Origin of the sequence: Aquabacterium humicola, assembly GCF_030167915.1 — a bacterium.
GTDB lineage: Bacteria > Pseudomonadota > Gammaproteobacteria > Burkholderiales > Burkholderiaceae_C > Pseudaquabacterium > Pseudaquabacterium humicola.
In genome coordinates this window covers 309,189-327,350 of record NZ_JARGNB010000002.1, presented here as the reverse complement: position 1 = coordinate 327,350, position 18,162 = coordinate 309,189, and the positions used below count along the sequence as shown (strand labels likewise).

At 73.5% G+C, this 18,162-nt stretch carries 17 protein-coding genes and 1 pseudogene; 8 read left to right on the top strand and 10 right to left on the bottom strand.

Going from position 1 to position 18,162, the window contains the following annotated elements:
- The first annotated feature begins 36 nt into the window (after window positions 1-36).
- Complete coding sequence (locus P1K89_RS11780) at window positions 37-615, top strand: hypothetical protein (RefSeq protein WP_284616642.1); 579 nt, start codon at window positions 37-39, stop codon at window positions 613-615.
- A 97-nt stretch (window positions 616-712) separates the two neighbouring features.
- Window positions 713-1,933 (top strand): DUF418 domain-containing protein, encoded by a 1,221-nt coding sequence (locus P1K89_RS11775; protein ID WP_284616641.1) that lies wholly within the window; start codon window positions 713-715, stop codon window positions 1,931-1,933.
- Here P1K89_RS11775 and P1K89_RS11770 read toward each other — a convergent pair.
- The gene (locus P1K89_RS11770; protein ID WP_284616640.1) at window positions 1,906-3,807 is read right to left on the bottom strand and encodes a TOL_0244 family TonB-dependent receptor; all 1,902 of its coding nucleotides are present in this window, start codon (window positions 3,805-3,807) and stop codon (window positions 1,906-1,908) included. The two genes, P1K89_RS11775 and P1K89_RS11770, sit on opposite strands and share 28 nt — an antisense overlap.
- A gap of 130 nt (window positions 3,808-3,937) precedes the next feature.
- Window positions 3,938-4,585, bottom strand: a complete 648-nt coding sequence (locus P1K89_RS11765) for a hypothetical protein (RefSeq protein ID WP_284616639.1) — start codon at window positions 4,583-4,585, stop codon at window positions 3,938-3,940.
- Between the two features lie 299 nt (window positions 4,586-4,884).
- Here P1K89_RS11765 and P1K89_RS11760 point away from each other — a divergent pair, with 299 nt between their 5' ends.
- Window positions 4,885-6,099 carry a zinc-binding metallopeptidase family protein gene (locus P1K89_RS11760; RefSeq protein WP_284616638.1) on the top strand — a complete coding sequence of 405 codons (1,215 nt, stop codon included), beginning with the start codon at window positions 4,885-4,887 and terminating at the stop codon, window positions 6,097-6,099.
- Here the strand turns inward: P1K89_RS11760 and P1K89_RS11755 are convergent.
- Entirely contained in the window at window positions 6,060-6,275 is a 216-nt protein-coding gene (locus P1K89_RS11755) for a hypothetical protein (protein ID WP_284616637.1), read from the bottom strand. The two genes, P1K89_RS11760 and P1K89_RS11755, sit on opposite strands and share 40 nt — an antisense overlap.
- Window positions 6,276-6,527: 252 nt before the next feature.
- Here P1K89_RS11755 and P1K89_RS11750 point away from each other — a divergent pair, with 252 nt between their 5' ends.
- On the top strand, window positions 6,528-7,769 hold the full coding sequence (locus P1K89_RS11750) for a potassium/proton antiporter (RefSeq protein ID WP_284616636.1): 1,242 nt from the start codon (window positions 6,528-6,530) through the stop codon (window positions 7,767-7,769).
- 718 nt (window positions 7,770-8,487) lie between these two features.
- Here the strand turns inward: P1K89_RS11750 and P1K89_RS11745 are convergent.
- Window positions 8,488-8,889, bottom strand: a pseudogene (locus tag P1K89_RS11745) (glycosyltransferase family 2 protein); the annotation flags it as partial.
- 241 nt (window positions 8,890-9,130) lie between these two features.
- On the opposite strand from P1K89_RS11745, the gene pal reads away from it, so the two are divergent.
- From pal to P1K89_RS11725, 4 genes are read left to right on the top strand one after another with little or no spacing between them, the layout of a single operon-like run.
- The gene (gene pal / locus P1K89_RS11740; RefSeq protein WP_284616635.1) at window positions 9,131-9,679 is read left to right on the top strand and encodes a peptidoglycan-associated lipoprotein Pal; all 549 of its coding nucleotides are present in this window, start codon (window positions 9,131-9,133) and stop codon (window positions 9,677-9,679) included.
- A 58-nt stretch (window positions 9,680-9,737) separates the two neighbouring features.
- Complete coding sequence (locus P1K89_RS11735) at window positions 9,738-10,091, top strand: hypothetical protein (RefSeq protein ID WP_284616634.1); 354 nt, start codon at window positions 9,738-9,740, stop codon at window positions 10,089-10,091.
- Between the two features lie 43 nt (window positions 10,092-10,134).
- Window positions 10,135-11,748, top strand: coding sequence for an ATP-binding protein (locus tag P1K89_RS11730; RefSeq protein ID WP_284616633.1), 1,614 nt, complete (start codon window positions 10,135-10,137; stop codon window positions 11,746-11,748).
- 14 nt (window positions 11,749-11,762) lie between these two features.
- A complete protein-coding gene (locus tag P1K89_RS11725) occupies window positions 11,763-12,341 on the top strand; it encodes a response regulator transcription factor (protein WP_284616631.1) in 579 nt (192 codons plus the stop codon).
- A gap of 24 nt (window positions 12,342-12,365) precedes the next feature.
- Here the strand turns inward: P1K89_RS11725 and P1K89_RS11720 are convergent, their stop codons facing one another.
- From P1K89_RS11720 to phoU, 6 genes are all read right to left on the bottom strand, one after another.
- A complete protein-coding gene (locus tag P1K89_RS11720) occupies window positions 12,366-13,301 on the bottom strand; it encodes an amidohydrolase family protein (RefSeq protein WP_284616630.1) in 936 nt (311 codons plus the stop codon).
- Window positions 13,298-14,341, bottom strand: coding sequence for a transglycosylase SLT domain-containing protein (locus P1K89_RS11715; RefSeq protein ID WP_284616629.1), 1,044 nt, complete (start codon window positions 14,339-14,341; stop codon window positions 13,298-13,300). The genes P1K89_RS11720 and P1K89_RS11715 overlap by 4 nt, the downstream gene beginning before the upstream one ends.
- A 103-nt stretch (window positions 14,342-14,444) precedes the next feature.
- Entirely contained in the window at window positions 14,445-15,302 is an 858-nt protein-coding gene (locus P1K89_RS11710) for a class I SAM-dependent methyltransferase (RefSeq protein ID WP_284616628.1), read from the bottom strand.
- A 77-nt stretch (window positions 15,303-15,379) separates the two neighbouring features.
- Window positions 15,380-16,726: a phosphate regulon sensor histidine kinase PhoR gene (gene phoR / locus P1K89_RS11705; RefSeq protein ID WP_284616627.1), complete on the bottom strand. Its 1,347-nt coding sequence runs from the start codon at window positions 16,724-16,726 to the stop codon at window positions 15,380-15,382.
- A gap of 6 nt (window positions 16,727-16,732) precedes the next feature.
- Window positions 16,733-17,440 (bottom strand): phosphate regulon transcriptional regulator PhoB, encoded by a 708-nt coding sequence (gene phoB / locus P1K89_RS11700; protein WP_284616626.1) that lies wholly within the window; start codon window positions 17,438-17,440, stop codon window positions 16,733-16,735.
- Window positions 17,441-17,457: 17 nt separating this feature from the next.
- Window positions 17,458-18,156, bottom strand: coding sequence for a phosphate signaling complex protein PhoU (phoU, locus tag P1K89_RS11695; RefSeq protein ID WP_284616625.1), 699 nt, complete (start codon window positions 18,154-18,156; stop codon window positions 17,458-17,460).
- Window positions 18,157-18,162 lie beyond the last annotated feature (6 nt).

Sequence of the window (18,162 nt, the reverse complement as noted above, 5' to 3'; positions counted from 1 at the left end):
ACACTGGAGCCGTTGTTCTCGCAAAGGAGTGGCGCGATGAACCGATGGCATTCCCTGTCCGGCCTCGCCGCGTCCGCGCTGATCGGCCTCGCCGCTGCCGCGGTGAGCAGCCCCGCCGTCGCCGCCCAAGCGACCAATTTCTCCCGCGGCGCCTACGATGGCGCGAAGGCCGACATCCGCGCCGGCTACAAGGCCGAGCGCGAGAAGTGCGACGCGCAATCGGGCAATGCGCGCGACATCTGCCGCGAGCAGGCCAAGGGCCGCGAGCAGATCGCGCTGGCCCAGCTGGACTACAACTACACCGGCAGCGCCCGCGACGAGGCCAAGCTGCTCGAGGCGCAGTACAAGGCGCGCTACGCGCTGGCGAAGGAACGCTGCGACGACCTGTCCGGCGACTCGAAGGCCCTGTGCCTGCGCGAAGCCAAGACCGCGCGCGACAAGGCGCAGGCCGACGTCAAGCTGGCCCGGCGCGTGACCATCGCGACCGAGGACGCCGAGATCGCGCGCGCCAAGGCCGACTACAAGCTCGAGATGGAAAAGTGCAGCCAGATGTCGGGCGACGCGAAAGACGGTTGCGTCGCGTCGGCCAAGGCGCGCTACGGCGAGAAGTGGTGATCGGGGCGTCGCCCGACCTCGTGATGACGCACCCGGTGAGCGGCCACGGCACGGCGTGCGCAGACAATGCGCGGCTGAGCATTCCCTGATTCTCCCCATGCAAGACACCCCGCCGCCCGCCGCCGGGCGGCCGGACCGCCTCGACGAGGTCGACGCGCTGCGCGGCTTCGCGCTGGCCGGCATCCTCGCCGTCAACGTCTGGGCCTTCGCCGACCCCTACCTCGGCACGCTGACGCCGAACCCGTCGTACGGTGCGCTCGACCACGCGCTGCGCTTCGTCATCGCGCTGTTCTTCGAGGGCAAGTTCTACCTGCTGTTCTCCTTCCTCTTCGGCCTCAGCGTGCAGCTGCAGGCCGAAGCCGCCGAACGCGCCGGCGCCGACGACCGCCAGCGCATGAAGCGGCGCCATCGTGCGCTGCTGGCCCTGGGGCTGCTGCATGCGCTGCTGCTCTTCGAGGGCGACATCCTGATGCTCTATGCGTTGCTCGGCGGCGCGCTGATGCGGCGGCATCACTGGACCGTGCGCCGCAGCGTGCGCGTCGCGGTGGGGCTGGTCGTGGTCAGCGGCCTGGCGTGGCTGCTGGCCGGGCTGCTGGTGCCGGCCACGCCCGCCAACGCCGCGGCGGCGACCAGCCCCGAGGCGCTGCGGCTGCGCGCGGCCTACGGCGGCTCGGCGCTCGAGACGCTGCGGATGCGCTGCTCGCAGCTGCCGATGGTGCTGACCGGCGAGCTGCTGTTGCAGGGTCCCAGCGCGTTCGCGATGTTCCTGCTCGGCCGCAGCGCGGGCCGGCGCGGGCTCTTCGCCGACCTCGCGTTGCTGCGCACGCGCCTGCGCCGCGCCCTGCCGTTCGCGCTGCCGCTGGGTCTCGGCGGCGCCGTCTTCTACGCCGTCACCACGGCGCCCGGCCATGGCTTCGGCGTCGAGCTGGTGTCGCTGGGCACGATGATCCTCGCCGGTCCCCTGCTGAGCGCGTGTTACCTCGCCGGCATGCTCGCGCTGTTTGCGCGGCCGGGCGGCGAGCGCCTCGTCGCGGCGCTGGCGCCGCTGGGCCGCATGGCGTTGACGAACTATCTCTCGCAGTCGCTGCTGCTGGGGCTGATCTTCACCGGCTACGGCCTGGCGCTGATCGACCGGCTGCCGGTGGCGGGCGTGATCGCGCTGCTGCCGCCCATCATCGGCGGCCAGATGGTCTTCAGCCGCTGGTGGCTCGCGCGGCATCCGTACGGGCCGGTGGAATGGATGCTGCGCGCCGCGACGATCGGCCGCCGCCCGCCCTGGCGGCACGCGCCTCAGAACCGCAGGTCGGCCTTGACGTAGGCCTCGCGCTCGATCACCGAGCGCGTGGCCGCGGCGCCGTACTCGACGTGGCCGCCGGAGGCGAGTTCGCGCACGCCGACCGACAGCTCGACTGCCGGCGTCAGCTGCCAGCCCACGCGCACGCCGAGCGCGTGGTAGGCCGGCACCGGGCCGGTGCGCATCGCGCCGACGGCACGCCAGCCGATGTCCAGCTCGAGCCGCTCCGACAGGTCGTGCGACGAACGCAGCATCCACGCATGGCGCGGGTTGCCGCCGACGAGGCTGTCGACACCGCGCGGATCGTTGAAGCCTGCGATCAGCGCGGCACGCTGGCGCAGCAGCATGCCGCCGGCATGCAGGCGCCAGCCCGGCCGCACCTGCAGGCTGCCCCAGGCCTCGAGGCCGTGGCTGCGCGCGTCGATGCCGTTGCCGATCACGCCGGCGGTGCGGCTGGCGTCGAGCAGCAGCGCGCGCAGGCCGCGGTACTCGGTGCGGAAGGCGGTGGCCGACGCGGATGCCCGCTCGCCGAACTGGCCGCGCCAGCCGATCGACAGCTCGTTCGCGATCTCGGACTGGAAGCCCGGGCCACCGCGCAGCTGGTACGGGGGCAGGCCGGGAATGTAGAAGTCGCGGTCCAGCCGAGCGGGGGCCCGTGCGGCGCGCGACGCGGCGGCCCACAGCAGGTGCTGCGGCGCCGGCTTCCAGGCCAGCCGCAGCGTCGGCAGCGTGTCGGTACCGCTGTAGTCGTTGCGCTCGACGCGCAGGCCGGCGGTGAGCTGCAGGTCCGGCGCCAGCGCGACCTCGTCCTGCAGGTGCAGCGCGGTCCAGGTCTGCGCCAGCAGAGGCGGCAGGAACGCCAGCGTCGGGCCGTTGGCGCTGTGGTCGCGGCCGCGCCGGACCTCGGCGCCCCAGCTCAGCACATGGTCGCCGAGCGCGAGGCCGCTGTGCTGCAGCTGCAGGTCGACGAGGTCCTGCGTGTCGTCGTAGACCGGCACCGAGGTGCGCCGCGTGTGCTCGGCATAGGCCTGCAGCAGCAGCGTGCCGCCGATCGCCAGCGGTCGCTGCCAGCGTGCCAGCAGGTCGGCACCGGACTTCTCGGTGCCCTGCACGCCGATCAGCCCGGGCGGCTGGTCGAAGCGGCCGCGCGAGAGGTTGCCGATCAGCGTGAAGCTGCCGGCGGCCAGCGGCAGATCGATGCGCAGCCCGGCCTGGCTGTGGCGGGTCTCGTCGCGCGCCGGCGCGCCGGTGGCGAGCCGGTTGCCGCGGCGCTCGACCTGCAGGCCGTACACGGTGTAGTGGCCGTCGTTGCCGACCGCGCCGCCGGTGCGCGCCGATGCGCGCCGCAGGTCCTCGCCGAGGCTCACCACGCCCAGCGCGCCGGCGCGCTGCTCGGCGCTGCGGGTGACGATGTTGATGACGCCGTTGACCGCGTTGACCCCCCACAGGGTGCCGCCCGCGCCGCTGACGACCTCGATGCGCTCGATGTCCTCCAGCATCACCGCCTGCGCGTCCCAGAACACGCCCGAGTACAACGGCGTGTAGATCGAGCGCCCGTCGATCAGCACCAGCAGCTTGTTCGACAGCGCGCTGTCGAGGCCGCGCGCGCTGATCGAGTAGCCGGCATTGCCCGAACGCGCGACCTGCAGGTTCGGTGCCAGGCGCAGCGCCTCGGCCAGCGTGCCGGCGCCGCTGCGGCGGATGTCTTCGGCCGTGATGACGAAGACCGATGCAGGCGCCTCCGACAGCAGCTGCCCGCGCGGTGACGCCGAGGTGACGCGGATGCTGCCCAGCTGCTCCAGCGACAGCTCGCCGAGCGAAGCGCTGGCGACCAGGTGGGAGGTGGCGCCCGCGTTCCCGGGCAGCACGGCCCCTGCGGCGAGCGCGGCCAGCGCCATGGTGACTGCATACGAGCGCCTTGCGCCGAAGGTCAATGCTCCCCCTGCCGCGTGCCGCGACGGCGCACGCACCGATTCGATGTTAAGCCCGGGCCGGCGGCAGCGTCCAGCCGCGCGCGCCCTGTGGGGACTACCAGCGGCTGGTCAGCGTGAAGCCGACGCGGCCCTGGCGCGGCTTCAGCGACACGGTGGTGTCGCGGCTCAGCTCGAACTTCATCAGCGCGCCGCGCCGCAGGTCCGCATAGGGATCGCGCTTGCGGAACTCGAGGCCGAAGCGCATCTCGCGCTCGGGCGCGCGGTCGAGGCCGGTCCAGGCCAGGCCCTCCGGTTGGCGCGAGGACCCCAGCGGCGCGGCCCAGGTGAGCTGCGACGACTCGCCGGTGGCCCAGGACACGCCGACCAGCAGCCCGGCCTCCCGCGCGGCGGGCGTGGCCGCACCGGCGCCGGTCGTGGCCACCGGCACGCCGCGCTGCTCGACGCCGAGGCCGAGCCCCAGGCGCTCACGGCGCGCCCACAGCATGGTCTGCATCACGGTGGCCGACGGCTGCCAGCTCGGTGCGGCTGCTGCGCTGGTGGGGGGCCGCCAGGCCGGCGCCAGCGCCAGGGTCTGCGAGCGTTCGACGGTCCAGCCCGCGGGGGCGGCGCCGTCGCTCGCCAGCTCGGGCAAGCTCATCACGTCGCGACCGAGCAGGTCGACCTGCAGCTGCGCCGACGCGGCCGCCGGCAGCAGCATCGCCGCCAGGGTCAGCAGACTCGCGGCCCGGCGGCCGGGGGCCACGACGGAAGACGCAAGCGCTGGCATGAGGGACCTCGTGATGCTGCGGTGTTGGACGTTGCAGCCATCGTAGGCAGATGCGTTGTGGCCGTGTGTCGGTGCGCGGCGGGCTTGTGTGTCGGAATTCACCCACGCGCCGGGCGCGTCGCAACCGCTGGTGACAAGCGGGCCGCGATCTGGCAGGGGCGCGCGGGAAAAGCGCGTGAGGGAGTGCGGATCAGGAGGGGCGTCAGCTTGCGCGTGACGTGCGTGCGCCGCGGCGTCGGCGCCGCCGGTGGCACGCCGCCTGCCCCGCGCCGCCGATGATCCGCTTCGCCTGCGGCCGCTGCGGCCAGACCGTCTTCTTCGACAACACGCACTGCGGCGCCTGCGGTGCGCTGCTGGGCTACCTGCCGGCCGAGCGCCGCATGGGCGCCTTCGAGCCGGCGGACGCGGCGGCGCCCCGCTGGACGCGGCTGGGCCGCAAGCGCCTGCGCGGCCACCGCCCCTGCCCGAACCGCGCGCAGGGCGTCTGCAACTGGATGCTCGATCCCGGGGACAGCGCGACGCTGTGCCGCAGCTGCCGGCTGACGACGGTGATTCCGGATCTGACGGTCGACGGCAACCTCACGCGCTGGGCCGCGATCGAGGCGGCCAAGCGCCGGCTGCTGTTCACGCTGATGGACCTGCGGCTGGCGCCCGAGCCGAAGGCCGACGCCGACGATGCGCAGGGGCTGGTGGTCCACCTGCTGGCCGCCACGCCGGACGGTCCGCCGGTGATGACCGGCCACCGCAACGGGGTGGTGACCATCGACATCGCCGAGGCCGACGACGTGCACCGCGAGGCCACCCGCGTGGCCTTCGGCGAACCGGTGCGCACGCTGCTGGGGCACCTGCGCCACGAAGCCGCCCACTACCTGCAGTACCGCTGGATCGCCGGCCGCCCCGACGCCGAGGCCCGCTGCCGCGAGGTCTTCGGCGACGAGCGCATCGACTACGCCGAGGCGCTCGCGCGTTACCACGCCGAGGGCCCGCCGGCCGACTGGAGCAGCCGCTTCGTCAGCGCCTACGCCAGCGCGCACCCGTGGGAGGACTGGGCCGAGACCTGCGCGCACGTGCTGCTGGTGATCGATGCGGTGGAGACCGCGACGGCCTGGGGACTGCGGCTGCCGTCCGTCGGCGCGGACGGACTGCGGAGGGCCGCTGCGGACGGACTGCAGCTGGCCGGTGCCGCGGCGAAAGCGCGGGCGCCGACGCCGATGCGTGCGCCGATCGATCGCCTCGTGCTGGAGCACTGGCTGCCGGTGGCGCAGCTGGTCAATGCGATGAACCGCAGCCTGGGGCTGGCGGATGCCTATCCGTTCCTGATGCCCGATGCCGTGCTGCGCAAGATGGCGGCGGTGCAGGCGCTGCTGGCGGATGCCGCGGCCGGCGCCCCGGCCGGGGCTCTTGCAGCCGGGGCCGCGCCCGTCGGGGCGCCGGCCCCGCCCGACGACATTCAGTGCAGCGGCGTGGTCTCGACCGTCGGCGACGCGTAGGCGCGGCCGACGGCGATGCGGGCGAAGAAGTAGTCGTTGCGCGCGCGGTCGCTGAGGCGATCGAAGGCGATGTGGCCTTCGGCATCGCACGGGAAGCGAAGGCCGCGTCCTTCGCTCGATAGCGATCGGAAGCAGAGCTGGTAGCGTTCGGGTTCCGGGGTTCTGGGCGTGGACATGGTCGGCTCCGTTGTGCTTGTGGAGGGTTCCTGTCTGCCGTGGTCAACGGCTCCTCCGATGGCTTCACTGTGCGCCGAGCCGCGTGTGCGCCCTGTCGGTTGCGGCTGCGAGCCCGTGTCGGCAGCGGCATCCGGCCCCTGTAGGACAAGCGCCTTGGCAAGTCGCGTTGCCCGCCGACAGGGCCGGCGCCCGCCGCCGCCCAGAATGGCGCCACCCCGAGCCGCCGGCCCCTCCCCACCCCCACCACCCGGATGACGACGCTGTACGTCCTGATGCTGATCGGCGGCTGCCTGGTGGCGCTGGGCGTGATCGCGGGGCTCTATTCGACGCGGCTGGGCTTCTCGCACCTGCTGGTGTTCCTCTGCGTCGGCATGTTCGCCGGCGTCGACGGCCCGCTGGGTCTGCCCTTCGACGACTACCGCATCGCCTTCGGCGTCGGCAACGTCGCGCTGGCGATGATCCTGCTCGACGGTGGGCTGCGCACCTCGGGCGCGACGCTGCGCGCGGGGCTGCTGCCGGCCTCGCTGCTGGCGACGGTGGGCGTCGCGGTGACCAGCGCGTTCGCCGGCGCCGCGGCGATGTGGGCACTGGACCTCGACTGGCGCCACGGCCTGCTGCTCGGCGCGGTGATCTCGTCGACCGACGCGGCCGCGGTGTTCTCGCAGCTCGGCCGCGCGAGAGACGCGCTGCCGCAGCGGCTGGCGGCGACCATCGAGGTCGAGTCCGGCCTCAACGACCCGATGGCGGTCTTCCTGGTGCTGTCGCTGATCGCGCTGATCAAGGCGCCGGCCGGCGACGACGCCGGACTGCTCGCGCTGTTCGCCCACCACGCCGGCTGGGGCACCGCGATCGGTCTGGGCAGCGGGCTGATCGCCGCCGAGGCGCTGAAGCGGCTGCCGCTGGACGAGCGCAAGCAGGGGCTGACGGCGCTGCTGCTGACCGCGGCCGGGCTGGTGGTGTTCGCGCTGGCCGGGCTGGCCGACGGCTCGGCCTTCGTCGCCGTGTACCTGTTCGGCCTGGTGCTGGCCCAGCGAGCCCGCCGCACCGTGCGCAGCGCGCTCGCGGCGCTGGACGGCTACACCTGGCTCGCGCAGGCCGGCCTCTTCCTGCTGCTGGGGCTGCTGGTGACGCCGCACGACCTGCTGCTCGCCGCCGGCCCGGCGCTGGCAGTGGCGGCGGCGCTGATGCTCATCGCCCGGCCGCTGGCGGTGGTGCTGTGCCTGGCGCCGCTGCGCTTCGGCTGGCGCGAACAGGCGCTGGTCGCCGCCGTCGGCCTGCGTGGCGCCGTGCCGATCGTGCTGGCCGTCTACCCGGTCATGGCGGGCATCGAAGGCGCCTACCGGTTCTTCGACGTCGCCTTCGTCGTCGTGCTCAGCTCGCTGCTGCTGCAGGGGCCGGCGCTCGGCTGGCTGGCGCGGCGGCTGGGGCTGGTGCAGGCCACGCCGGCAGCGGCTGAAGCCGCAGCAGCGCGTGCAGCGACGGGACCTGCGTGAGCCCCGGCGCGTCGACGCCGTCGACCGCCCTGCCGACCAGCCAGGTCTCGTCGAATCCCGCGGCGCGCGCGGCGCCCGCCAGCTGCGGCAGCGGCAACCCCGCCGGCAGCACGGCATCGGCAAAGGCGCGGCGCCGCAGCACTTCGGCGGCGGCCGGCGCCGCGTCGCTGCACAGCGCCAGCATGAAACCCGCCCGCCGCCAGCGGTGCAGCATGGCCAGCGCGCCGCTGCGCAGCTCGACCGTGCGCACCGTGGCTTCCAGCGGCTCGCGGTGCAGGAAGCGGAACAGCCCCCCGGCCGCCCCGCCCGGCAGCAGCTCGTCGGCATCGACCACCAGCAGGCGCCGCCGCCCGCGCCGCCGCGCGGCCAGCGGGTCGAGCCACGCGGTGGCCGTCGGCGGTCGCTGCGCCGCCGGCAGCCATCCCGCGGCCAGCCGGCCGGCGCCAGCGGCGCGGGCATGGATCACGCGCGCCACCTCGTCGGCCATGCCGGCCAGTTCGGCCAGCGGCTGGCTGTCGTGTTCCAGCGTGCCGATGTCGACCTCGGCGATGCGCGCGCCGGCGCGCTGCGCGTCGATCAGCAGGCCGATGTCGACGCCGTAGCCGTCCTCGAAATCCAGCCCCTGCAGCAGGCTGCGCCGCGCGGCGACCAGGCCGCCCAGCGGCTGCGCCAGGTGCGCGAGCTCGGGGAAGTACAGCTTCAGCAGCGGCCGCGCGGTCAGCTCGGTGACGCGGCCGCCGCTGCGGCCGAAGCGGGCCTTCACGAAGTCGGCCTCGTCGTGCAGCAGCGGCCGCACGAGGTCGCCGACCAGGCGCGGGCGCAGGCCGCTCAGGTCGCCGTCCAGGAACACCAGCCACTCGTCCTGCGCGGCCCGCACGCCGTCGCGCAGCGCCGCGCCCTTGCCGAGCATACCGGCGGGCACCACCCGCGCGCCGGCCCGCCGGGCGCGGCCGGCGGTGTCGTCGATCGAACCGTCGTCGACTACGATCACCTCGGCGGTCGCGGGATCGGCCAGGGCGTGGCGAACCACGCCGGCAATGCGCGCTTCTTCGTCCAGTGCCGGGATCACGACGCTCGCGCAGGCCAGGGGATGTCGGATCAGGGGGGTCGGGGCAGCCATGCGGCCGATTCTTCGGGCGAACCGCGCGCTTGCCAGCCGGGCCGGCGCGTAAGGCTGTTCCCGCCGTGGCGGGCCGCTAGGGTCGGCCCGTACGGCCGCACGCCGTTGGCAAGCCGCGGGCCCGGCCCTATGCTGGCCGCGTCCCTGCGCGGCGCTTCCTCGCCGCCTGCATCCATCCCCAGCATGAGCCCGCCGGGCCGCCCCCAGGGCGGACCGGAGGGCATAGCCCGAAGGTATCCCAGTGAGCCGACTGCCCCTCACCCTCGCGGCCCTCGCCGCTTGCGCTCTCTTTGCCGCCTGCAGCAGCACGCCGGTGGCGCCGGTGGCCGAGGCCGGCAAGCCCACCACGCCCGCGGCCACGCCGTCGGCACCGGCCCGTCCCGGCGCCGGCCAGCCCGTGCCGGAGTCCAGGGTCGCCGCGGTGGCGCTGCCGGCGCACCGGGACCCCGCGAACGCGCTGTCGAAGGACCGCAGCGTCTTCTTCGAGTTCGACGAGATCGCGCTGCGCTCCGAATTCCTGCCGCTGGTCGAGCGCCACGGCCAGTACCTGCGCCAGCATCCGGAGTTCACGATCCGCGTCGAAGGGCATGCCGACGAGCGCGGCAGCGCCGAGTACAACCTCGCGCTCGGCCAGCGCCGCGCCGAGTCGGTGCTGCGGGTGCTGCGCCTGCAGGGCGCGCGCGACGCCCAGATGGAGGCGGTGAGCTACGGCGAGGAGAAGCCGCGTGCCACCGGCCACGATGACGGTGCCTGGGCGCAGAACCGGCGCGCCGACATCGCCTACCGCTGATCCCCCGCTCTGATCCTGCGGCGTGCGGCCGGCAACGGTTGCACTCCGCCGACTGCCCATGACGAGACCGCTGGCCGCAGCGCTGCGACGTCTGGTCCAGACGCGCATTCCGTCGGTCCCCTTCCTCGAGGCGCTGCTGCTGCTGCAGCAGCGTTCCCCGCAGCGGCTGGCCGCGGCCGATGTCGCGCGCCAGCTCTACCTCGACGACCACGAGGCGGTGACGCTGCTCGACCAGATCAGCGCGGCCGGGCTGTGCCGTGCCGACGGCGACGGCCTCGCGCGCAACTGGCGCTTCGACCGCGACGATCCCGAGCTCGGTCCGCTGGTCGACGAGCTCGCGCGCTGCTACGCGACGCAACTGGTCGAGCTGACGAAACTCATCCACGCGGGCAAGGTCCCACCGGCGCCATGATCGCGCCGCGCCGCTCCCGCAGGCCACGCCCGGGGACCTTCCCGTGACGAGCGATCGCCTTCGTGCCCCTCTGCTGCCCGGCGTGCCCGCCGCGATGGCCATCGGCTACATCGTGCTGTACGTGCTGCTCGACTGGGTGAGCTACGTGCATCCGATGCGCGGCACCAACATCACGCCGTGGAATCCGCAGGCGGCGCTGGCGGTCGCGCTGCTGACCTGGAGCCCGCGCGCCTGGTGGCTGGTCGGCGGCACGATGGCCGGGGCGGCGCTGGTGCGCGCCGCACCGGGGCTGGGCATCGCGGAAGCCGCCGCGGCGGTGATGCTGTCCGTGGGCTACCTCGCGGTCGCGCTCGCGCTGCGTCGCTGGCTCGGGCCGCTGCCCCGGGTCACGACCCGCCTCACGTGCCTCATCTTCCTGCTGATCGTGGGCATCGGCGCGGCCCTCAACGTGTGCCTCTACGTCGGCACGCTGGGCCTCTTCGACGCGCCCCCGTCGGACCGCTTCCTGATCGCCTTCCCGCGCGCCTGGATCGGCGACGTCGTCAGCCTGGTCGTGATGCTGCCGGTGGTGCATGCGCTGGCCGATCCGCCGCGCCGGCCGGAGACGCTGGCGATGCTGCGCACCGCCGAATGGTGGCTGGTGGCCGCCGCGGCGATGCTGGCCGCGTGGATGGTCTTCGCGCTGCCGACCGAGGACCAGTTCAAGTTCTTCTACCTGCTGTTCCTGCCGGTGGCCTGGGGCGCGGCGCGCTTCGGCGGCGTCGGCGCCACCTGGTCGGCCGCGCTGGTGCAACTGCTGCTGATCCTCGCGGTGCAGTCGTCGGCCTATGTGCCGCTGACGGTGTTCCAGCTGCACATGCTGATGGCCGCGCTCGGCGCCACCGGGCTGCTGCTGGGCACGACGGTGGAGGAGCGCGAGCAGGCCGAGCAGGCGCTGCGCGCCTCGCTGCACGTGGCCGCCGCCGGCGACATGGCCGCCGCGCTGGCGCACGAGCTGAACCAGCCGCTGACGGCGCTGCGCACCTATGCGCGTGCCTCGCAGCTGCTGGCCGGCCGGCTCGAAGGCGCGGTGCGCGAGCAGGCCGACGAGCTGGTCGACGTGACGAACAAGCTGGCGATCGAGGCCAACCGGGCCGGCGACGTGGTGCGGCGGCTGCGCGACTTCTTCCGCCGCCGCGGCACCGAGCTGCAGCGCACCGACATCGGCCCGCTGATCGACGCGGTGCTCGGCGCGCAGGCGCTGCGCGCCGCGGCCAGCCATGTCGCGCTGCAGTGCGCGCGCGACCCGGCGCTGCCGCCGGTGTGGCTGGACGCGGTGCAGATCGAGGTGGTGCTGCGCAACCTGGTCTCGAACGCGCTCGACGCCGCCGCTGAAGCCACGGGGCACGGCGCCGCGCAGGTGACCATCGGCGCGAACGCGCGCGGCGGCCAGCTGGTGGTCGAGGTGATCGACAGCGGTCACGGCATCGCCGCCGAGGAGCTGCCGCACCTGTTCGACACCCGCCGCCCGAGCAGAAAGCCCGGCGGCATGGGCCTGGGCCTGGCGATCAGCCGCGCGATCGTCGAGGCCCATGAAGGCCGGCTGTGGGCCGAGCCCGGACCGGGCGGACGCTTCTTCTTCAGCCTGCCGCTGGCGACGGCCGAAAGCCACGACTGATCCACCGGAGGACCATGCACCGCCGCACCGTATTCATCGTCGACGACGACGCGTCGGTGCGCGACGCGCTGTCGCTGCTGCTGAGCCTGCGCGGCTACCCCACCGCGGTGTTCGGCCGCGCCGAGGACTTCCTGCGCGTGCTGGAGTCGCACTGGCGCGGCGTGGTGGTCGCCGACATCCGCATGCCTGGCCTGAGCGGCCTGGACCTGCAGCGCGCGTTGGCCGAGCATCCGTCGCGCCTGCCGGTGATCATCATCACCGGCCATGGCGACATCGATGCCGCGCGGCAGGCCTTCAAGCTGTCGGCGGTCGACTTCCTCGAGAAACCCTTCGACGACGAGCTGCTGGTCGCCGCGATCGAACGTGCGCTCGCGCACCTGGACGACGAGCCGCGACCGCCCGCCGCCGGCACGCTGTCGCAGCGCGAGCGCGAGGTGATGGCGCTGGTGGTCGACGGCCTGGACAACCGCAGCGTCGGCGAACGCCTGGGCATCAGCCCGCGGACCGTCGAGGTGCACAAGTCGCGGCTGATGGCCAAGCTCGGCGCGCGCAGCTTCGTCGACCTGGTGCGGCTGGTGCAGAAACGGCGCTGACGCGGCGCCGGGCGCTCGCCGGGCCTAACTGCCCAAAAGCGCGGCCAGGTTGTCGTACGCCACCAGCGCGCGCGCCGGCGGCGCAATCTGCGCCAGCAGCCGCTGCACGCTGCGCGCCTTCATCTCCTCGCCGGCCCACGAGCGGTGGCTGGCGTCGGTGCCGACCACGAAGCGCTGCGGCTGGCGCTCGATCAGCGCCTTCCACGGCGGCCACAGCGTCTGGGCGTCGCGGAAGATCGTGTAGTCGGGCGAGCGCGGATGCATCGGCCAGCTGCGCGCGCTGAGCTCGTAGGTGAGCTGCGGATGGCGCGCCAGCATCCGTTCGGCGAGGAACAGCGGCGTGTAGCCGCCGTGCGCCCAGAGCACGCGCACGCCGGGATACGCGTCCATCAGCGCCGACAGCTCGCGCAGCCGGGTGATCTCCACGTGCAGCAGCACCGGCAGCGCGTGGCGCCTGGCGATCTCGAAGATCCCGCGCATCGTCGAGCCGAGCGGGTCGTAGTCGGTCTCCGCGAAGCCGGCGGCCGGAAAGTGCACCGCGGAGATCTCGCCGATGCCGCGCACCCCCTTGCCGCCCTCGCGCAGGGCGTCTTCCAGCAGCTGCAGGACGGCCGGATCCTCGCGATCCCACAGCGGCCGGTAGGCGCTGCGTTCCGGCGACACCGACGCGAAGGCCACGAAGCGCGCCGGGTGCGCGCGGGCGGCCGCCAGCACCGACGCGTTGTCGCTCTGGCGGCCCCAGAAGATCACGGCGCGCCGTGCGCCGAAGCGGTCCATCAGCTTCAGCTGCATCTCGACGTCGTTGAGGTGCACGTGCGCGTCGAAGAACGGGATCGGCGGCGGGGCGTCGCCGTCCGAGTCCGCATCGCGCGGTTGCGCCCGCAGCAGGCCGGCCAGGCCGGCGGCCAACCCCGCCGCGGTGCGCAGGCAGCCGCGCCGGCCCGCCTGCCAGCCGCTCACCGCAGCGGCGCCTTGCGCAGCAGCGCCATCACGTCCGACGGCGGCGTGGCTTTCGGGTCGAAGGGATGCGAGCGCTGGCCGCCCAGCGACGCCAGGATGCGCCGCACATAGTGCCGCGTCTCGGCATACGGCGGCACGCCGCGATAGCGCTCGACCGCGCCTTCGCCGGCGTTGTAGGCCGCCAGCGTCAGCGCGAGGTCGCCCTCGAAGTAGGCCAGCAGCCAGCGCAGGTAGGCCATGCCGCCGCGGATGTTCTGCGTCGGGTCGGTCAGCTTGCGCACCTGGAAGCGCGATGCGGTGCCCGGCATCAGCTGCATCAGGCCCTGCGCGTTCTTCGGCGACACCGCCAGCGGATCGAAGCCCGATTCGGTGGCCATCACCGCCAGCACCAGTTGCGGCGTCAGGTGGTACTCGGGCGCCACCAGCGTCACGAAGCGCACGATGGGCTCCGGCGCGTTCGGCGGCGGCGGCAGGTAGGCGATCGGGCTCAGCACCGGGCCGCCCGGCAGGGGCCGGCCGGTCTTCGCACGTGCCGCCGCGGCCGCCGCCGCCGCGACCGGGGTGCCGGCCTGCGGCAGCGGATCGCTTTCCGGCGGCCGCAGGCAGGCCGGCGGCTCGCCCAGCGGCGTGCCCATCGACGCCAGCATGTTCTTCGCCTGCTCGATGCCCTGCTCCGCCGCCGCGGCGAACAGGTGCGCGGCCTGCGCATCGTCGCGCTCGATGCCGCGTGCATTGGTGAGCATCCAGCCCAGGCTGTATTGCGCCTCGGCATCGCCGTAGCGCGCGGCGCGGCAGTACAGCTGCGCGGCGCGCACCGGATCGCGCGGCAGGCCGTTGTCGCCGTGCTCCAGCGCCTTGGCCTCCTCGCGCCAGCGCAGCACCTGCGAGGGCACGACCGGCCCGCGCTCGGCCGGCGGCACCGCCGGGCGCGGCAGCGATTCGAGCGTCAGCGACGGCAGGCCCGGCACCGAAGACTGGGCCTGGGCACCGGCTGCGGCCAGCGCAGCGATCAGCAGGAGGGGAACGACGAGCAGATGCATGACGGCGGGCATCATGAACCGGTCGGGCCGCACTTGCACGCGAAGGGCCGTGAAACAGTTCCGCGGTGCGCTGCGCGCGCCGGCCCTCCCCCCTGGGCGGGGGCTACCACCACAGCCGCATCACGCCGCCGAACTCGGCTGCCCCCGGCCGCTTCGTCACACCCGCCTCGTGGCCGGCGAAAAGCCGGGCCAGGATCTCGCGGGGCCGCAGGTCCTCAACGCGCCCGAAGCCCAGCGCGCGCAGCTCGCGGGCCAGGGCCCGTTCGTCGGCGAGAAAGCGCCACGGCTCACCCAGGCGCGCGAAACGCCGCCGCAGCAGCGCCAGCGCGGCGCGGCGCAGCCATTGCCCGGTGGCGGGCGCGCTGACGTAGTCGAAGACCAGCACGCTGCCCGGTGCGCCGGCCGCGTGCACCGTGCGCAGCGTCTGCATCACCGCGTCTTTCGGAAGGTAGACCGTGACACCGAGCCAGGTGAAGGCCGTCGGCCGCGTGGTATCGAAGCCGGCAGCGCGCAGGCCGGCGATCAGGTGGTCGGTCTCGAAGTCCACCGGCACGAACCGCAGCTCCTCGGGCACCGGGATGCCGGCGTCGGCCAGCAGCGTGCGCTTCCAGGCCTGCGTGGCCGGGTGGTCGACCTCGAAGACGCGCAGCGTACCGGCCGCGTAAGGATGGCGATAGGCGAAGGTGTCCAGCCCAGCGCCCAGCACCACCAGCTGCGACGCGCCGCGCGCGACCGCCTCGTGCACGGTGTCCTCGGCGATGCGGCTGCGCGCCGCCAGCGGCGCGCGGAAGGCCCGTGCGATGCGGCTCTCGCGCTCGGCGAGCGCGCGCTCGGCGGTCTCGCGGCCGAGGATGCGCAACGCCAGCGGATCGGGAAAGACTCGCCCCTGGTCGAGCACCTGATGGCGTGCGCGCGCGATGCCTGCGCGCAAGGCGGTGATGCTGGGGGCACCGGTCTTCATCGGGGTCTCCTCGTCTGCCGCGGATGCGTTACGGCATGCACGGTAGAGCGCGAGACGCGCCGATGAAATGCGTAGGACTACGACAACGCGCGCGACGGCACTGCCGTCTCTGCCAGCGGCGCGCGCACGCGCTGCGCCGGCAGCAGGATGCGAAAGGTCGAGCCCTTGCCGGGCACGCTGTCGACCTGCAGCGTGCCGCCGTGGCGCTGCACGACGTGCTTGACGATCGCCAGCCCGAGTCCGGTGCCGCCGGTCTCGCGCGAGCGGCTGGAGTCGATGCGGTAGAAACGTTCGGTCAGCCGCGGGATGTGCTCCTTCGCGATGCCGACGCCCGAATCGGCGACGCTGAACTCCGCGCTGCCGTCCTCGCGCCGCACGAAGGCCACGCGCACCTGGCCGCCTTGCGGCGTGTAGCGCAGCGCGTTGCTCACCAGGTTCCACACCGCGCTGAAGAGCTCGGTCTCGTCGCCGTTGACCGCGCCGCCGCCGCCGAAGTCGACCTCCAGCGCGTGGCGGCCGCCGTCGCTGGCCATCGCATCGCTCTCGACGTGCTTCAGAAGCGCCGCCACGTCGACCCAGGCGTCGGCCGGCGGGCGCGGCGCGGCTTCCAGCCGCGCCAGCGCGAGCAGGTCGGTCACCAGGTTCTGCATGCGCTGGGTCTGCTGCTGCATCAGCACCAGCACGCGGCTGCGTTCGGCCTCGGTCAGCGGCAGCGTGGCCAGCGTCTCGACGAAGCCGGCCAGCACCGTCAGCGGGCTGCGGATCTCGTGCGAAACGTTGGCGACGAAGTCGCGCCGCATCGTGTCGCTGCGCTCGCGTTCGGTGATGTCCTGCGACAGCACCAGCTTGGAGTCCTCGCCGTAGCGCCGCACCAGCACGTGCAGCAGCGCGTCGCCCTGCGGGCTGGGGAAGGTGATGCTGTCGTCGAAGCGGCCGGACTGCAGGTGGGCGACGAAGTCGGGCGAGCGCACGAGGTTGGTGATGCGCTGCTCGCGGTCGCGCAGACCGTCGAGCCCGAAGTGCTGCGCGGCCACGCCGTTGAGCCACTGGATGTGGTCCTGCGCGTCGAGCAGCAGCACGCCGTTCGGCGACGCCTCGATCGCCGACAGGAACTGCGCCAGCCGGCGCTGCTCGGCCAGCGTGCGGCCCGCCAGCGCGCGCATCGCCCGCTCGATGCGGTAGCCGAGCTCGCCGACCGGGCCCGAGCCGCGTGGCGCCTCGCGGTCGTCGCCGGCGGCGACCCAGCGCGCCAGCTTGCGCAGCGACCACCAGTCGAGCAGCAGCCAGGCCAGCAGCGTCAGCGCGGCGCTGACGCTCAAGGTGAGCAGCCAGGCGAGCGCGCCGCTGGCGAAGACCGGGCCGACGGTCACGCCGATCAGCAGCGCGGCGCACGCGCCGAGCGTGCGCAACGGAAGACGGTCCATCGGCACCTAGGCGGCAGAGGCCGCGGGAGCCTGCGGCCGGCTCAGCCGGTAGCCTGCGCCGCGCACGGTCTCGATCAGCTCCGCGCATCCCACCGGCGCCAGCGCGCCGCGCAGGCGCTTGATGTGCACGTCGACCGTGCGCTCCTCGATGAACACATGGTCGCCCCAGACGCGGTCGAGCAGCTGAGAACGGCTGTGCACGCGCTCGGGGTAGGTCATCAGGAAGCGCAGCAGGCGGAACTCGGTCGGCCCCAGCGTGACCTCGTCGCGGCGGTAGTGCACGCGGCGCGTCGCGGGGTCGAGCGACAGCTCGCCCACCGTCACCGGCGCGTCGAGCGCCTCCGGCAGCTTGCGCCGCAGCACCGCGCGGATGCGGGCCATCAGCTCGCTGGGCTTGAAGGGTTTGGTCAGGTAGTCGTCGGCGCCGGCATCGAGGCCCTGCACCAGGTCGCGTTCCTCGGAGCGCGCCGTCAGCATGATGATCGGCAGCTCCTTGGTGCGCGCCTCGCCGCGCCAGCGCCGCGCCAGCGCGACGCCGGATTCGCCCGGCAGCATCCAGTCCAGGATCACCAAGTCCGGCAGCGCCTCGCGCACGCGTTCGATGGCTTCGTCGGCATCGGCGGCCAGGCGGGCCTCGTGCCCTTCATGGCGCAGGTGCAGCGCGATCAGCTCGGCGATCGCCGGCTCGTCTTCGACGATCAGGATGCGTCCCATCGTGTTCTCTTCGTCCTTCAGCGCACCACGGAGTCGAGCCCGTCCAGCGGCGTGTGCCGCACGTCGGCGCCCTTGACGACGTAGATCACCTGCTCGGCCAGGTTCTTCGCGTGGTCGCCGACCCGCTCGATCGCCTTGGCGACGAAGACCATGTCGATGCTGGCGGAGATCGTGCGCGGGTCTTCCATCATGTAGGTCACCAGCTTGCGCAGCAGGCCGTCGAACTCCTGGTCGATCTCGTTGTCGCTCTTGATCACCGCCAACGCGGCCGTGGCGTCCAGGCGCGCGAAGGCGTCGAGCGCGCGGCGCAGCGAGTTGGTGGCGAGGTTGGCCTCGACCGACACCTCGTTGACCGGCAGCCGCGTCGAGACGCCGTTGGCGACCAGCCGCTGCACGGTGCGCGCGATGCGCGCGGCCTCGTCGCCGACACGCTCGAGGTTGCCGATGGTCTTGCTGACGGCGATCAGGAGGCGCAGGTCGCGCGCGGTCGGCTGGCGCCGCGCGATGATCGACGACAGGTCGCGATCGATGTCGACCTCCATCTGGTTCACGCGCTGTTCGCGCTCGATCACCTGGGCCGCCGTCTCGTTGCTGAAGTTGGTCAGCGCGTAGACCGACTGCGCGACCTGCGACTCGACGAGGCCGCCCATCTCGAGCACGCGCGTGGAGATCGCGCTGAGCTCGGCGTCGAACTGCGTGGAAAGGTGCTTGTCCATCCTGCG

Coding starts and splice junctions, on each gene's coding strand:
- P1K89_RS11780 (WP_284616642.1), top strand. CDS start 37: ATGAACCGATGGCATTCCCTGTCCGGCCTCGCCGCGTCCGCGCTGATC.
- P1K89_RS11775 (WP_284616641.1), top strand. CDS start 713: ATGCAAGACACCCCGCCGCCCGCCGCCGGGCGGCCGGACCGCCTCGAC.
- P1K89_RS11770 (WP_284616640.1), bottom strand. CDS start 3,807: ATGGCGCTGGCCGCGCTCGCCGCAGGGGCCGTGCTGCCCGGGAACGCG.
- P1K89_RS11760 (WP_284616638.1), top strand. CDS start 4,885: ATGATCCGCTTCGCCTGCGGCCGCTGCGGCCAGACCGTCTTCTTCGAC.
- P1K89_RS11755 (WP_284616637.1), bottom strand. CDS start 6,275: ATGTCCACGCCCAGAACCCCGGAACCCGAACGCTACCAGCTCTGCTTC.
- P1K89_RS11750 (WP_284616636.1), top strand. CDS start 6,528: ATGACGACGCTGTACGTCCTGATGCTGATCGGCGGCTGCCTGGTGGCG.
- P1K89_RS11735 (WP_284616634.1), top strand. CDS start 9,738: ATGACGAGACCGCTGGCCGCAGCGCTGCGACGTCTGGTCCAGACGCGC.
- P1K89_RS11725 (WP_284616631.1), top strand. CDS start 11,763: ATGCACCGCCGCACCGTATTCATCGTCGACGACGACGCGTCGGTGCGC.
- P1K89_RS11715 (WP_284616629.1), bottom strand. CDS start 14,341: ATGCATCTGCTCGTCGTTCCCCTCCTGCTGATCGCTGCGCTGGCCGCA.
- P1K89_RS11710 (WP_284616628.1), bottom strand. CDS start 15,302: ATGAAGACCGGTGCCCCCAGCATCACCGCCTTGCGCGCAGGCATCGCG.
- phoR (WP_284616627.1), bottom strand. CDS start 16,726: ATGGACCGTCTTCCGTTGCGCACGCTCGGCGCGTGCGCCGCGCTGCTG.
- phoB (WP_284616626.1), bottom strand. CDS start 17,440: ATGGGACGCATCCTGATCGTCGAAGACGAGCCGGCGATCGCCGAGCTG.
- phoU (WP_284616625.1), bottom strand. CDS start 18,156: ATGGACAAGCACCTTTCCACGCAGTTCGACGCCGAGCTCAGCGCGATC.